The organism is Catenovulum adriaticum (assembly GCF_026725475.1).
Lineage (GTDB): Bacteria > Pseudomonadota > Gammaproteobacteria > Enterobacterales > Alteromonadaceae > Catenovulum > Catenovulum adriaticum.
Genome location: NZ_CP109966.1, coordinates 1 through 13,987, shown reverse-complemented (window position 1 = coordinate 13,987; position 13,987 = coordinate 1). Strand labels below are relative to the sequence as shown.

At 37.8% G+C, this 13,987-nt stretch carries 9 protein-coding genes and 2 pseudogenes; 5 read left to right on the top strand and 6 right to left on the bottom strand.

The genetic code is table 11. The features are described from left to right. Positions 1 to 71: 71 nt before the first annotated feature. From OLW01_RS14075 to OLW01_RS14065, 3 genes are read right to left on the bottom strand one after another with little or no spacing between them, the layout of a single operon-like run. Entirely contained in the window at positions 72 to 1,997 is a 1,926-nt protein-coding gene (locus OLW01_RS14075; protein WP_268076574.1) for a phytase, read from the bottom strand. 5 nt (positions 1,998 to 2,002) lie between these two features. Beyond that, on the bottom strand, positions 2,003 to 2,986 hold the full coding sequence (locus OLW01_RS14070; RefSeq protein WP_268076573.1) for a purple acid phosphatase family protein: 984 nt from the start codon (positions 2,984 to 2,986) through the stop codon (positions 2,003 to 2,005). Further along, positions 2,986 to 5,718, bottom strand: a complete 2,733-nt coding sequence (locus tag OLW01_RS14065) for a TonB-dependent receptor (RefSeq protein ID WP_268076572.1) — start codon at positions 5,716 to 5,718, stop codon at positions 2,986 to 2,988. The genes OLW01_RS14070 and OLW01_RS14065 overlap by 1 nt, the downstream gene beginning before the upstream one ends. A gap of 316 nt (positions 5,719 to 6,034) precedes the next feature. On the opposite strand from OLW01_RS14065, the gene OLW01_RS14060 reads away from it, so the two are divergent. Together OLW01_RS14060 and OLW01_RS14055 are read left to right on the top strand one after the other, a co-directional pair. Beyond that, positions 6,035 to 6,928, top strand: coding sequence for a GGDEF domain-containing protein (locus tag OLW01_RS14060; RefSeq protein ID WP_268076571.1), 894 nt, complete (start codon positions 6,035 to 6,037; stop codon positions 6,926 to 6,928). Then, entirely contained in the window at positions 6,922 to 7,935 is a 1,014-nt protein-coding gene (locus tag OLW01_RS14055) for a helix-turn-helix domain-containing protein (RefSeq protein ID WP_268076570.1), read from the top strand. Before OLW01_RS14060 ends, OLW01_RS14055 begins: the two co-directional genes overlap by 7 nt. 108 nt (positions 7,936 to 8,043) lie before the next feature. On the opposite strand, the gene OLW01_RS14050 is transcribed toward OLW01_RS14055, so the two are convergent. Further along, entirely contained in the window at positions 8,044 to 9,084 is a 1,041-nt protein-coding gene (locus tag OLW01_RS14050; RefSeq protein ID WP_268076569.1) for a hypothetical protein, read from the bottom strand. 80 nt (positions 9,085 to 9,164) lie between these two features. Continuing rightward, a complete protein-coding gene (locus OLW01_RS14045; protein WP_268076568.1) occupies positions 9,165 to 9,884 on the bottom strand; it encodes a helix-turn-helix transcriptional regulator in 720 nt (239 codons plus the stop codon). 620 nt (positions 9,885 to 10,504) lie between these two features. Here OLW01_RS14045 and tnpA point away from each other — a divergent pair. The 3 genes and pseudogenes from tnpA to tnpC all read left to right on the top strand — a co-directional run. After that, positions 10,505 to 10,807, top strand: coding sequence for an IS66 family insertion sequence element accessory protein TnpA (gene tnpA, locus OLW01_RS14040; protein WP_268076567.1), 303 nt, complete (start codon positions 10,505 to 10,507; stop codon positions 10,805 to 10,807). Then, positions 10,804 to 11,154, top strand: a pseudogene (gene tnpB, locus OLW01_RS14035) (IS66 family insertion sequence element accessory protein TnpB). Before tnpA ends, tnpB begins: the two are co-directional and overlap by 4 nt. Before the next feature lie 27 nt (positions 11,155 to 11,181). Next, a pseudogene (tnpC, locus tag OLW01_RS14030) lies at positions 11,182 to 12,253 on the top strand (IS66 family transposase); the annotation flags it as partial. A gap of 267 nt (positions 12,254 to 12,520) precedes the next feature. On the opposite strand, the gene OLW01_RS14025 reads toward tnpC, so the two are convergent. Continuing rightward, positions 12,521 to 13,987: a replication initiation protein gene (locus tag OLW01_RS14025; protein WP_268076566.1), complete on the bottom strand. Its 1,467-nt coding sequence runs from the start codon at positions 13,985 to 13,987 to the stop codon at positions 12,521 to 12,523.

The following is a 13,987-nucleotide window of genomic DNA, read 5'->3' as shown; positions in this document are numbered from 1 at the left end:
TAAACCAACATTAAACCTTATGAATGATTTCACCCTTTTTGACATTTTTTATAATCGGATAACCGTCTTTATTACCATTGCTTTCGCACATTGCGCCAATCTACTAGTTTAAAGTTTTGTGGCTGGGCTGGCATCACGTTTCGACCATCCTGAACAATCAAAGCGCCTGCTGGATATTGCTCTCCTAGCGGGGCAGATATAACGGCTAGCCCGTCAGTTTCTGATGCGCCATCTATCCCAATAAGAGGTGCCGCTCCAATTTTAAAGTTAGTGACCACTTTATTTGTATTTAAGTCAAACACTAGGTAACTGTCATTACCCTGACTTGACGCAATTAAATAATTAGCTTCATTTTTTGTCTCTGAATGATAAACAGATAAACCTTCAACATCGTCAAATAAAACCTGGTTATCAATGGCATAAAAAAGCTTAAGTTGACTTTGAATGGGCTCAGCTGAAATTTGCCAAATGCCTTTATCTTCTTCACCCAGATAAAGTGTTTGCGTGCTTAAATCAACAGCGCAACCTTCTGGTTGGGTGTCAACTGAAAATTCACGTACTAACTCCCCGCTAATTTGCGCTTCAAAATGAATTTGATACTGTTGAAAATGCCCATTTTCATCATTGATAAATACATAAAAATCTCCGCTTGCTGGTGATTTATAGCTACATAATCCATACACATCAGATAAATTGGTTGGAATATCGGCTAACTCAACAACCTCACCTTCAGCATTGATTTTATATAAACTAATACTATTGTGAGTTCGATTGCTGGCAGCAGCTAAATCAAATTTTTCATTTTTCCAATGGGCGCCGTAGCTAATATCAATATTATTGATTCGACCTGATGCAATTGTTTGTGTCAAATTACCCTTTAAATTATATACATTTAAACCATATGTTTTATCTGTCGTTAATATTTTGCTATTTTCGGCATTTTGAGCATTCAGCCATATTTCAGGATCGTCTGCAGCATCCCCAAAGCGGGCAACGGGTTCAGTTTCCATACTGGGCTGAATATGCTTAATCTTTGCAGGTGCTGACACATGGGTATTTAACTTTAAATCTAACGGAGCGCTAAGGTAATTTCCCGATTCATCATCGTATAAACTCACTTGCCAACCATTATTGGTTAAATAAGCAGACACGCCTTCAACGGCAATCTCAGGTAGTGAATATTGCATAACCTTGCCTGATGAAAATGGCATCGTGTAATGGTGAATTTGTTGCGCCTCGGGTAACGCAACTAAAACACTGCCATCAGAAAGCAGTGTAATATCTTTTATTTCGCCAGCTATTTTTCCAAAAGGGTCGACCATCGCCACGGGCTGACGTAATAAATCTTTTTCGGGATCAACGGGATACTGCCATACGCCAATGGTTTCTTCGACAATAAATAAATCTTGAGTGACATCATTCACAGCACAGGCTGAACTAGCTGGAGGTGATGAAAAACGTCGGATCGATATATTTTTAGCTTGTTGAGAGCTTACTTGATAGATCAGTTTTTGCTCAACTTGGTGCTGCGCAGTTAGCGAAAAATTATAGATAAAACCATTCGCCCGATCGTAATATAAGCACTGACTTTCCATTGCAGCATTTTCTGAACGTATTTTAGCGACGCGCGCTAATTCATACTGTCCTTGATTTGAACTTAATAAAAAGCTTTCTAATTGACCTTGTTCTTTTTCGATACTGGTTACAAACCACTGGTTATCACTTATTTTTCTAATATCTAAAGATTCGTAATTGCCTTGGTATTGGCTAACAATGATTTGTTTATTATCAAATACAAATATGCCTAAATTCTCGCTATTAGCAAGCCAGTGAGTGGGAGTGAGCTGAATCACTTTTTGGCCATTTAACTGAGCATGATCAAAAAGGGGTTGAGTTACCAAGGTATTCGCTTGCTGTGTTTCAACATCCGTGGTTTTTGCAGACTGACAGCCCAACAACAGGCTGACTAAACAAATTAAATAAATACAATTTTTCATTAAAACTACCTACTTGCGTTAATTCGGGTGTGGTAAATAACATCGCCTTGTGCGCTCACCATCTGAACTAACATAAATTCTGGGTTGATTGAGACAGAAGTCACTCCGGCTGTGGCTCGGGCAAACTGAGTAAAGGATCTTGGCTTAACATCACGAACGGCTGAGCCTGCGCCCGAGATAAAATGATGAACGTTTTTATCTGCAATTTGATTGTGCTGCAGATCATGTTCATGCCCCGCAAAATACGCATTTACCTCATATTTTTCCAATATAGGCTCTAAAGCTGCCCGAACTGAGCCGGTTTTACCGTAGCGTTTACCGCTTGAATACATAGGGTGATGGCCAATCACAATTTTCCATTTTGCGGTTGATTGTTCTAACGTATTAGAAAGCCAATCAAGTTGTTTTTGTCCATCCTGAGAGCGCACATTGATATATTTACTTTCGGTTTGATATTTGGCTTCAAACGGACTGGTATCAATAAATACCAGCAGTAAAGTATCGTTTGAATCCTCCAATTGCTTTTCGATTTTGTAATAGCGAGCCGGCATATTCCAACGACGGCTAGTCTGAGTGTAATCAATTTGAGCCTGCACATTGCCGCGATAATCGTGGTTGCCCAATACCAGATACCAAGGTTCAAACAAATGCGGATAAGAATAGATCTGTTCAAATGATGATTGAAAGTAAGGATCTTGAACACTCGCCACTCCATCCGGATAAAAGTTATCACCCGTGGATAAAATAAACTCAGCATCTAACCAATACATTAAATTATCCATTTGAGAAGCAACGGCTTTTTGCTGAAAGTGTCCGTTTCTACCCCAATCGCCTACAACTAAAAAGTGAAGCGAATTGTCTTCAACCGTTAAATTGCTTATGGCGTTTTTCTGATACCATAGTTCGTCTCGGTATTGTGAAAAATCCTCAGCTAACAACACACAAGGTGTTGTTAGCATCGTTAACATTAATATCAATTTTTTCAACATTAGAAAGATGTCCAACTAAAACCTAGCTCAAATGTACGACCATATGTTTCATACTGTGCATTGATATTTTTGTTACCAAAGTAGTGGTACATTGGTTCATCATTTAAATTAACGGCGTTAAAATAGAGGTAAGTTTGTTGATTTAGATAAAATTTAGACGATAAATCTAATTGGTTATGATTGTCTTCATAGCGAATAAGCTCACCGTCAATTTCTTCCAAATTATTACTTTTGTAAACGCTAGTTAAGCGAATGCTCATCCGATCTGACTCATAGCCAAGCGTTACATTAGCAACTGTATCTGACTGATTTGGCAAACTGGTTTTAAATTTTTTGCCATCTAAAAAAGTAGTTGCGTCAGAGTCAGTTAAGGTTGCATTGGTTGCTAGCAAAAAACCATTATCAAAACTTTTTACCCAAGCTAGTTCAAAGCCACTTAATGTAGCACTCTCGCCGTTGACAAATTGCATATATTCGTCAAATTCTTCTTTACCGGTCGTGCCAGCCAAATCAGTTAAAATAATGAAATTATCAATATTTTTATGGAAATAACCGACAGACAATACGCCAATATGACCTGGGTAATATTCTAAAGACAAATCAAAGTTGTCTGATTCATAAGGTTTAAGGTCTGGGTTACCCACAATGGAGGCTTCTTTTTCGGTATCAAATCCGCCTTCGTCATTTTCTTCTGTCACGGTTTCAATCAATTGATAAGCTGAAGCATGCTCAAATTGAGGACGTGAAAGCGTTTGAGTAAAAGCGGCTCGTGCAATGAGTTGGTCTGAAAATTCATAACGTAAATTAACACTTGGCATTATTTTGCTATATTCATTTTCAGCATACCAAGGGGTGTCGACTACCTGCTCAATATCATTTTGCTCATCTTCAATTAATTCAGCCCGTGTACCTTGAGTTGAAAACTCGGTATTTTCATATCGTAAGCCCGCAATCACTCTAAGCTTGTTGATGTCAAAACGTGTTAATGCATAAATCGCTAATATGTCTTCGTCGGCTGAGTAGCTGCTTTCTAGTGAATCCATTAAAGAAGTATTATCATCTTTCCCTAATACAGCTTGCTGATTAAAAAACTCAGTTCTTAATTGTGAACGATTTAGCCCCGGGCCAAATTGGCCTAAAGTCCAATCCGGTGACGATGTTTCAAAGTCTGCGGGGGTTAAACTAAAATCATCAAAGTCGTCATAAATAACAATGTTTGCATTAGCATTTTTTTCTCGTTGACGATATTTACCCCCAAATTGAATTTCCACTGGCGTGTCATTAACCGTTAAAGATTTGGTTAAATCTAATTTCAAACTGGTTTCTGTATCTTGTGCACGCTCGCTGGCAAACTCAATTTCGTCCAATTCATAATTGGCTAAGTTTTGCACGCCAGTAGATTGTTCAATAGCTGGTTTTTGCCCTTGCATATCACTGCTAAAACTAAATTCGCTAACTCTGTCTTCTTCATCTAAAGATTTGATCGCGTAGTTCAGTGCATTTGGGTTATCTTCTTCAGCTTTTGAATACCCTAATTGATACTCTAGCTTCCAACTATCGATTTGATGCTCTGCACCTGCGGTAATTGAAATAATTTGCTGAGTTTCTTTTCTGTCTTTAGTGCCGCGCTCTACTTCTGAATCTTCACCGTCAAATACAAAGGTGTTATTTAAACGATATTCGTCGTCAGAAAATTCACTATAAAGCGTGCGAATATAATATTGATTATTAAAATCAGGTCGAAAATCTAAATTAACAGCTGCGCCTGTGCGTTTACGGGTAATGTCGTAAAATCGCTGCTCTACTTCATCATCTGCGTTTGACTCTATATTGTCAGAACCAAAATTTCTTTGTGCATGTGAAACCGCCACCGCTATGGCCATTTTATCGTTAAAAACATCGGTGTAGCTGGCTTCAAATTTGGGGCTAGATTCGTCGCGTAATTGGTTTAATGATAGTTGACCTGTGACAGAAATACTTTGCTCTGCTCGATCAAAACCACTTAAACTCTTTACTTCAATTGAGCCGCCAATAGCATCTGCATCCATATCTGGGGTGACCGTTTTTGATACTTCTAACCCGCCAATTAATTGCGATGGAATCACATCTAATGCGACAGAGCGTACCCCAGATTCAGGGGCTGGCACATTTAACCCGTTAATAGTGACACTGTTTAAGTTAGGATCGATTCCTCGGATGCCAACAAAACGCCCCTCACCCTGATCGCGTTCAATTGACAAACCAGGTAGACGCTGTAGTGCCTCTGAAACATTTTGATCTGGAAACTGACCGATGGCGTCAGCTGATACAATTGATTTTATGCTGTCGGCATTTTTTTGAGTATTGAGCGCGCCAGCTTGACCTGCTCTTTGACCATAGGCGATCACATTTTCCATGGAATTGAGATTCGCCAATTTAAATACTTCTTTTTGCGTACCCGATTTATTAACTTGAACTTGGTATTCAGTCGTTTCTGTCCCTAAATACGCTATGATTAATGTATATTCGCCAGCTGGTAATTGGTCGAACCTAAACTCGCCAGATTTATTACTGCTTGTTGAGACATTTAGAGTTGGGATTGAGATTTTTGCACCCTGCAGTAAGCGTTTAGTCGAGTTATCAGTCACTTTACCTAGGATAGAACCAGCCATTGATTGAAAACTTAAGCTAGTTAAAGCCAGCGCACAGCAAAGTGCAACCGGGTTTGATTTAAATTGTTTTATTGATTTCATTTGTGTGTTCTCCCTTAAAAAGTTGGCTGTATTAAAAGGGTTTCTTTTGAACTTTTCTGTGAAGTTTTTATTTCAAATGCCTAAAAATAGCTATTTTCAGCCGCTTTTAGCCCTCATTAATTAGCCTATGAGCTTTTTTGACTCTTGTAAAAAAACTATAAAATCAAAATGTTAAATTGTATTGGCTTGGTATAAGGCCGATATGGCTTAGGTTAATCTTTATCAACAAAGCTTTTGTATGAGCCAATTTGACCCTTACAAATTTTTTTACTTTAGGTTAGCTTGCCTGCGAACTACATATTGAATTGGAAAGCGAATGGATTTTTTATTATTAAAACGTCATTTACGGCTAATTACATTGCTGCTAATAGGCTTTGTTACGTTACTGGCAATAGTGCTATCACACGCGAGCCTTAAAGCAATTGAACCGACAGATTGGTTAGATGTATTAGGCGAAGGCGGCATTGTTGTTATGACATTGGTTTGGATATTTTTTCTACTCGCCAGTCGCCCACCCGGAAGCGTAACTTATTTATTAACCTTAGGGTTATCATGTTTTTTTAGTTCTGGTTTATTGGATTTACTCGATGAGTTTGTGACCTACCCAAATGAGCAATCCTGGCTTTATTGGATTGAATCTTTGCCAGCGACTATTGGCATGATTTTAATGACTTGGGGGTTATATCAGTGGCATCAAGAACAACTTAAGCTGCATAAACAATTAAGTCGCCGAGAAGCTTTTTATCGTGAACATAGCCAAATAGATTATCTCACTCAGCTTTATAGTGCAGATTATATGCGAGCACATTTAGCAAGATTAAACCAACAAGCCACCCCTTATGTTTTGGTTATGTTGGACATTAATAATTTTGCCGCATTTAACAGGCAATATACGATACAAGATGGCGACAGACTATTACGTGAAATAGCCGATTTAATCGTAATGAATCTAAGACAGGCTGATTTGGCCTGCCGCTATGCCGGTGATCGTTTCATTATTGTGATGCATCATACTGACAGAGCCGAAGCCGATTTATTAGTTGAACAAATCAAAAATGCGGTGAATCATCTAGCTTTTAAACCACTACAAACAGGTAAAGCCGTTTACCATCAAGTTGCTTCATCTATTATAGAAGTACCAACTGGCTGTAAAGTTGATCAGGCGATTAGCCTGGCTAATCAGCAATTAGAAATGGACCAAGTTTGTTGACACACTTTACTTTGCCCGAAGACAAATTTATACCAGCCCACTATTTACCAACCAGCTTGATTGATTTGGCTGCAATGCGTGGTGTCAATCCACAAAAATTAATTAAAGGCACGGGGATTTTTGTTGAAGATATTTGTAGCGGAGAGGTCAAACTTTCTGCGTTACAAGTATTTAAGTTGGTTGAAAAGGCACAGCAATTAGTACCTGGATACGATTCGAGTTTTTTATTAGGACAAAGATTGCTCGCGGATGTAAATTCACCGCTTGCACAAGCACTTAACCACTCACGAACGGTTGCAGATTATTTACGAATTTTATGGTGTTATCAAGATAGACTTAATCCTTTTATTGACGTATCAGTCCACCGCTCAACGGATTATATTAGCCTTTATTTAAACGATGTTATGGGCTGTGGTCATCAGTATTCATATTTACTTGAAACCTATTTAACCGCCTTGAGTAGCAGTTTAAAATTTCTTTGCGCTGAAAAAGTAAAAATTGAATACCAATTTCGCCAATCTCGGCCAAAACATATTCAAGAATATGAAGTTAATTTAGGATCTAACATTCAATTTGAGCAAGCCGCTGATTTAATAAAAATTCCACGCGCTACGTTGAAATGTTCTTTATCTGGTTACAGCCCGTTAAAACGAGAATATGCGTTGTTTCAGTTAAAACAACAAACCAATAACAAAACGTTAATTCAACTGATTTTAAAATTATTTAGCCGATACGGTGCCATTACGTTAGAAGAAACCGCCATGCATTTGAACATGAGCCCGGCCACGCTTAAACGAAAATTAAAACAACACAAAACACGTTTTTTAGCTTTGCAAGATTTATATAATAAACAACAAGTTATGAAGATAATACAGTCTATGCCACTGGATTACACCAATGAAGATATCGCTGGTTTAGCTGGTTTTTCTGATTTAGCTAACTTTCGCCGTACTTTTAAACGCTGGTTTACCATGACACCCAGTGAATTTAAAGCTAAATATACTTAATAACCTATCCGGCTTAGCGCCAGCAGGCGTAATTTAATTATACAGTTAGCTTAATCAAGTATTTCTTCCGTCAAGAAGAAACACCTGACTAGCTAAAAATAGTTTCAATTAAGGCAATTTAATCGAGCCATTTAATGTTAGTAAATTACCAGAATCAACGCCATCTACAGTTACATTGTCAAAGGTAATGCGTTTGTTGGCAGAATCAAAGTCAAACCCGCTTCCACAAGACTGAACCCCGCCGACCATATTACAAACATATCCATATTCATTCCCATTTTTAACAACTTTCATCGACACGCCTAGCTCAAGTAAATTCAAAATAAAAAAGTTAGAGGGATCGCTAATTGAAGGTAATTTATTATTCAAAGTTGCGCCTTCATTCATGGCAATGACAAACTCAGGCTGCCCTGCTGCGTATTCGCCTTCGCTGAAGAAATAGACACTGCCAACCATTAGTTTATTGCCTATTTTGTCTGTGTCATCACCGGATAAACTAATTTCGCCAAAATCGCCATTGCTGCCAGTACCGCCGTTTCCTTTATCGTCTTGTAGCTGCTGTAAATAAAATTGTATACTAGATTCAAGGTGCGCTTTTGCCACAACAAGTGAAACTAATGATCTTTGTCCCGCATTGGTCAATTGAGTTAATTCATTGACTAATTCTAATACATTGGTATTAGCTTCAAATGCTTCGCTTGAAACAGTAAAATCAATAGTCTTGTTTTGAGCTGCATCACTGATCATTTGCAAAATTTTAATCCCATTGTCTGGGTTACCGTCGTCATCTAGCGTCTGTAAAAAACGTGCGATATTCAAAACGGTTGTATGACTTGAATCTTCAGCGTCTTCTACCAAATCGACAGGCGTGATCAAATCATCCCCTACAGCTTGGCCTAACACAATGTCACCCACCATAAAGGTCACCGTTTGGCCTGACTGGTACTCAAAACGACCATCACTGTCTGTGACTCCAGATAGGTCCCCTGAAATATAAGTGACGCCCTCAACTGCACTATCTACAAATACACCACTTTTAACACTTGAGTCATCGCTATCGCCACAACCAGACAACAACATTAAAGGTAACAGAATTGAATTTACTTTTTTTAGACTTAGTCGTTTTAACGACCGGGGTAATGTTTTCATTTGCATCTCCTTAGCTTGTTATGAGCCAATATATTGCGTAAAAACCAAGCAAATATCAGCTACCAATTTTGGTAGTTCATTCAATTTATTTTTTGCGGATGAATCACACCACTTAATAAAGCTTTCGCGACGGCGTGAACTTTATTTTTAACACCTAGTTTTGAAAATATATTTTTCCAATGGTATCGAACGGTATTAACACTAATTATTAACTTGTCTGCAATCTCATTGTCGGTTAACCCCTCTACCGCCCAAAGCAAAACATCCTGCTCTTTTATCGTTAATTGATAATTTACTTGAGTTGCAATAAAAGCGGAGACTTTCTCGTGCAGTAAAACGCTAAAATATAAAAACTGAGCCAGTTGCTGAGACTTATTAAATTCAGTTGGTTTATCCGTACCCACTGATATGCAGCACACTTGGTCTTTAAAAAAATGAGATCCAAGTGCAATCCCATCAACTAAACCAAACTCAAAAGCTTCGGAAAGAATTTTTTGCTGGTAATCAGATAAAGTTTCATTTTTTAGCTCATGCCAACAAAATGGGACATTTGTTGACATCGCTTTAACGAAAATAGGATCATAATAGAGGTAATTTTGCTGACTATAACGTTTAGACCAATTATCAGGAAAATTTGAAAAAATAACATTCCTCGGACTTTTAGAGGTTTTATGAGCACTCAGCATAGAATAAGCCATGCATTCAAAACCGATGGAACGGCCGTATTGAGCGAAAACGTTGAAGCTCATATCCAACGAGTTTGCCTGATTTAAAGCTAAAAAATAATTTTCAGTTTTCATAAAAATCCGTTTGGATCTGTAAAGTCCGATATTGTCTGCAGTATTTATATACAATTATTATTCCATTTAGCTACTGGCCCACCCAAAATATGTAAAATAAATTAAACCTGTACGATTTTTATCTTTTAACCTGCTTTTTATGCCTACTTTTATCGCTAATTTTTGATTAGGTATAAAAACATGCACACAATCAAACACAATAATTTTAATATGGTGCAATAAAAATGTAAGCCGTGTTCAGGTAATTTGCTTGAAGTGTTAAAATTTCTGACACTCAAATCGCAAAACAAATTTAAGTAACAGAAGCGTTAAGATGCGTAATACAAAACACCATTTTAAAGCGCATTTTCCTGAATTTATTAAGCGTTCGCTCAAATAATGGATGGCTGGACGCTAATTTAGTTTTAAATATGCGACTCAGTTAATAAGCAGTGTCTTTTCAACTTAGCATACTAGACTCAATATCCTTTTGAGCATTTAAAGCTATATCTACAAACGCTTTGGTGGTTGCGCTGCTGTTTGTCTTTTTATATTGGAGTTGGTAACCGTCGGCTAAAGCACACCTAAACATTCATTGTATTTTCGTTAAGCTCACTTCTTTTTAATAACAGGAGTGAGTCATGCAAATCAATCGAACGCAACAATGGCTGGATTTAATTCGCCAACAACCGAGCTCTGGCTTAAATATACAAGATTTTTGCCAGCAAAATAACTTAGCGACCTCCACATTTTATAAATACCGCAAGCTATTAACAGCCCAATTTAGTTTTAGTAAAGTGACGATTCAAGCCGAACAAATGACACATCAGAATATGGCAGAGCCTGAATCGATTTCACTGATGTTACCGGTGGGAAAATTGAAATTGCCAACCTCAACATCACCAGGTTATTTAGTCCAGTTAATTAAAGGACTCTCTGCATGAAGATGTTTGTTGAACCCAGTGAGATTTACCTGCACCGCCCAGCGGTTGATTTTCGAAAATCCATAAATGGCCTTGCTAATATCGTCCTCGCTGAGATGAATTTAAATGTCATGTCTGGTGCTTTATTTGTCTTTTGTAACAAAGGGAAAGATAAACTCAAAATATTATATTGGGATAAAACCGGCTTTGCTTTGTGGTAGAAAAAATTAGAAAAAGCTAAGTTTAAATGGCCCAAGGCTGAGCATGAAAACCAGCTGGTTTTATCACAGAAACAACTCAATTGGTTGCTGGACGGGTTTGATATGGTCGGTCATAAACCGCTGACTTTATCAAGCTTGAGTTTATAACGTTAGATCATACCTGATCAGCTTTTAAAAGGCATCGCCACGCCAAGCTTACTCAGCCAAATTATCACCAGTAAATATCAATATGCGTTGCCACTTTACCGGCAAGAGGCGATGTTTAAACAACATGGTATTGAAATCAGCCGGCAAACCATGAGTGACTGGATAATAAAATGTGCCAGTTTATTTAAACCCATTTATGACTGGCTACATCAAATCTTACTGGCACAACCGGTCATTCAAGCGGATGACCAATTCTTCTGGAAAGAATTAGGACAGCTTTAGCTGGTCGCGAAGCGATGAGCCCCATGGATGAGGCGAACAAACCACAGTGAATGTGGTCAGTGATGACAAGGTAAAATTCTATATGTGGTTATATTGCACAGGCACAGATGCGCCTTTAAAAAATAACCCGCTTAAAAACATCGTGCTGTATGAGTATCAAACCAGCCGCTCAGGTAGCTGTCCGGTTAACTTCTTACAAGACTATACTGGTTGCCTGCAAGTCGATGGCTATCAAGGCTATGAACAAACCAAAGCCCAGTTAGCAGGTTGTTGGGCACATGTACGGCGTAAATTCGTTGAGGCCGAAAAAGCCCAACCCAAAGGCAAAACCGGTAAAGCGAATTGGGCGCTGAACCATATTCAAAAGCTGTATCGGGTTGAGACCCGAATCAAAGATAAAACGGCCGCTGAAAAACAGGCCATCAGACAAAAAGAATCAATGCCATTACTTAAACAATATCAAACTTGGCTTGAAAAATCTTTGCTGAATACCTTGCCAAAATCAGTATTAGGCAAAGCCATTGGGTACAGCCTAAATCAATGGGATAAATTGATTCGATATATTGATGACGGCCACTTATCTATCGACAATAATCGAGCTGAGCGGGCGATTAAACCCTTTGTGATAGGTCGAAAAAACTGGATGTTTAGCCAAACAAAAAAGGGGGCCGACGCCAGTGCCATCCTCTACAGTATGATTGAAACAGCGAAAGCCAATGGTTTAACACCTTACGATTATGTTAATCACTGCTTGGCTGAAATCTGTAAACCAGATTGCAACATCGACGACTTAATGCCTTGGAATATTAAAAGCTAGGTGTGGTTTAGCCGACGGTTACGTTGGCGAACAAAATTAATCGGCCTTTTTTATGGTGTTACATATATAACAAAGCAAAAGTTAAAAACCGTAAAATTCCAAGTAATTTCAACACTCCTTATTTATAACTATAGGTAATTCGGGCAATGCAACTGAAAAAAATCCAGCACTTATAATATGCTGACACGATTTAGATAGCACTCAAGGTTAAACGAAAAATAAATGACTAGCCATCAGCTTAGTCATTTATTTCATTGTTGCTTCAGCCTAGGTGGTGGGCAGTTCGTCTTTAATATTAGCCCAAAATTCGTCGTGAGCTTTATTAATGTACTTCTCAAGTTCATTAATTTCAATTAATTCAGGATGACACTCTTCAAATAAGTATATTCTCATTAAAGCGTCGTACCCGGCTGATGTCGGTTTTATCATTGGATTTTTACGTATTGCATATTCATGAAAAACAGACATAAATTCGTTTTTGTCTGCCTCAGACAAGCTATCAAGAAAACGAGCCGCTACTACCTTTTTATACTGGCGAATAGCATCAGCTTCAACTTTTTCCAATTGTTCCCGTTGTCGGGCTGCCAGCACACGCTTGCGTTGACTTTCTTTTGCCTGAACTTGTTTCATTTCATTTTGAATTTTTATCCAATGATTTTCAAACGCTTCAAAATTATTTTTTAAACAGGTTTTAAAATAATCTAATGGTTTTTGCTTTGACGTCGCGTATTTATCATACAGTTCGATATTAAATTGGATATAATGAAGATTTTTAACCGTAATTTCTTCATCAAAATAAAGATCTGATTTTTCTAGGCCATTAAAAAAGGCTCGAGTTGTTTGCTCTAAACATCTTTCATCAAGCATGACTAGAGTTTCATGTTTTAGTGCTTTGTATTCCGCCGTTTCAGCATAAGATGGAATTTTGTTCCGAATAAAAAATACGATCATTCGTACAGGTTTACCAACAAACGCCGTTTCTACTTTAAAGTCTAAAAACTCTAAACTATTAATATTATCGACCGCTTTTTTAATGACGTATTTTCTTAGATCTTTAAAATCTGGATATGACCATACCTTTTCACCGCCTTCCATAACATAAGGCACATTCATGATTTCTCTAAACATTGGTACAGTTAGCTCAAACTGGCGTTTTCCATCTCGTAAAAATAACAAGCAATGTTCATATAGAATAGGCGTATATTTATCCGACCAAGCGCCATTAGCTATGCGCAAATCTACGCCTAGTGATGTTGTTTCCGAGGTATTTAATAGTGTACGGCGGATATCTGGATCTAATCGAATAGATAATATACCGTCATTAACTTCAGCACGAGATACGTAATTTTGAAAACCTAGGCTAGGGCCTGATATTTTATTACCATTTCCATCTTGTGTTTCTAAAACATCCCATTCAATTCTTAAATCTTTCAGTAAATTAATTGCTCTCTTGGCACCATTATGATTATTAGATTTCCATTCCATATACTCAATAAATTTGGCCACTGGCAATTGAATATCGTATACCCGGTCGTTATAAACGACATCCACCTCATCAAAACTATCAAACCTTTGCCTAACATCATTTTGTAACGCGAGAATAACTGCATTCATGCATTTATATAAAGATGATGTAATACTGCCACCTGGCGTTGCAAATGAAACAACACGATCACTTTTTAATACAATGTTTTCAGGCGTTTCTTGGTTTTGATACTGTTCGTTGGTGGACAT

What these genes read in the sequence shown, in the direction of transcription:
- OLW01_RS14050 (WP_268076569.1), bottom strand. Translation starts at nt 9,084, where the DNA reads ATGAAAACATTACCCCGGTCGTTAAAACGACTAAGTCTAAAAAAAGTA.
- OLW01_RS14025 (WP_268076566.1), bottom strand. Translation starts at nt 13,987, where the DNA reads ATGTCCACCAACGAACAGTATCAAAACCAAGAAACGCCTGAAAACATT.
- tnpA (WP_268076567.1), top strand. Translation starts at nt 10,505, where the DNA reads ATGCAAATCAATCGAACGCAACAATGGCTGGATTTAATTCGCCAACAA.
- OLW01_RS14045 (WP_268076568.1), bottom strand. Translation starts at nt 9,884, where the DNA reads ATGAAAACTGAAAATTATTTTTTAGCTTTAAATCAGGCAAACTCGTTG.
- OLW01_RS14075 (WP_268076574.1), bottom strand. Translation starts at nt 1,997, where the DNA reads ATGAAAAATTGTATTTATTTAATTTGTTTAGTCAGCCTGTTGTTGGGC.
- OLW01_RS14065 (WP_268076572.1), bottom strand. Translation starts at nt 5,718, where the DNA reads ATGAAATCAATAAAACAATTTAAATCAAACCCGGTTGCACTTTGCTGT.
- OLW01_RS14060 (WP_268076571.1), top strand. Translation starts at nt 6,035, where the DNA reads ATGGATTTTTTATTATTAAAACGTCATTTACGGCTAATTACATTGCTG.
- OLW01_RS14070 (WP_268076573.1), bottom strand. Translation starts at nt 2,986, where the DNA reads ATGTTGAAAAAATTGATATTAATGTTAACGATGCTAACAACACCTTGT.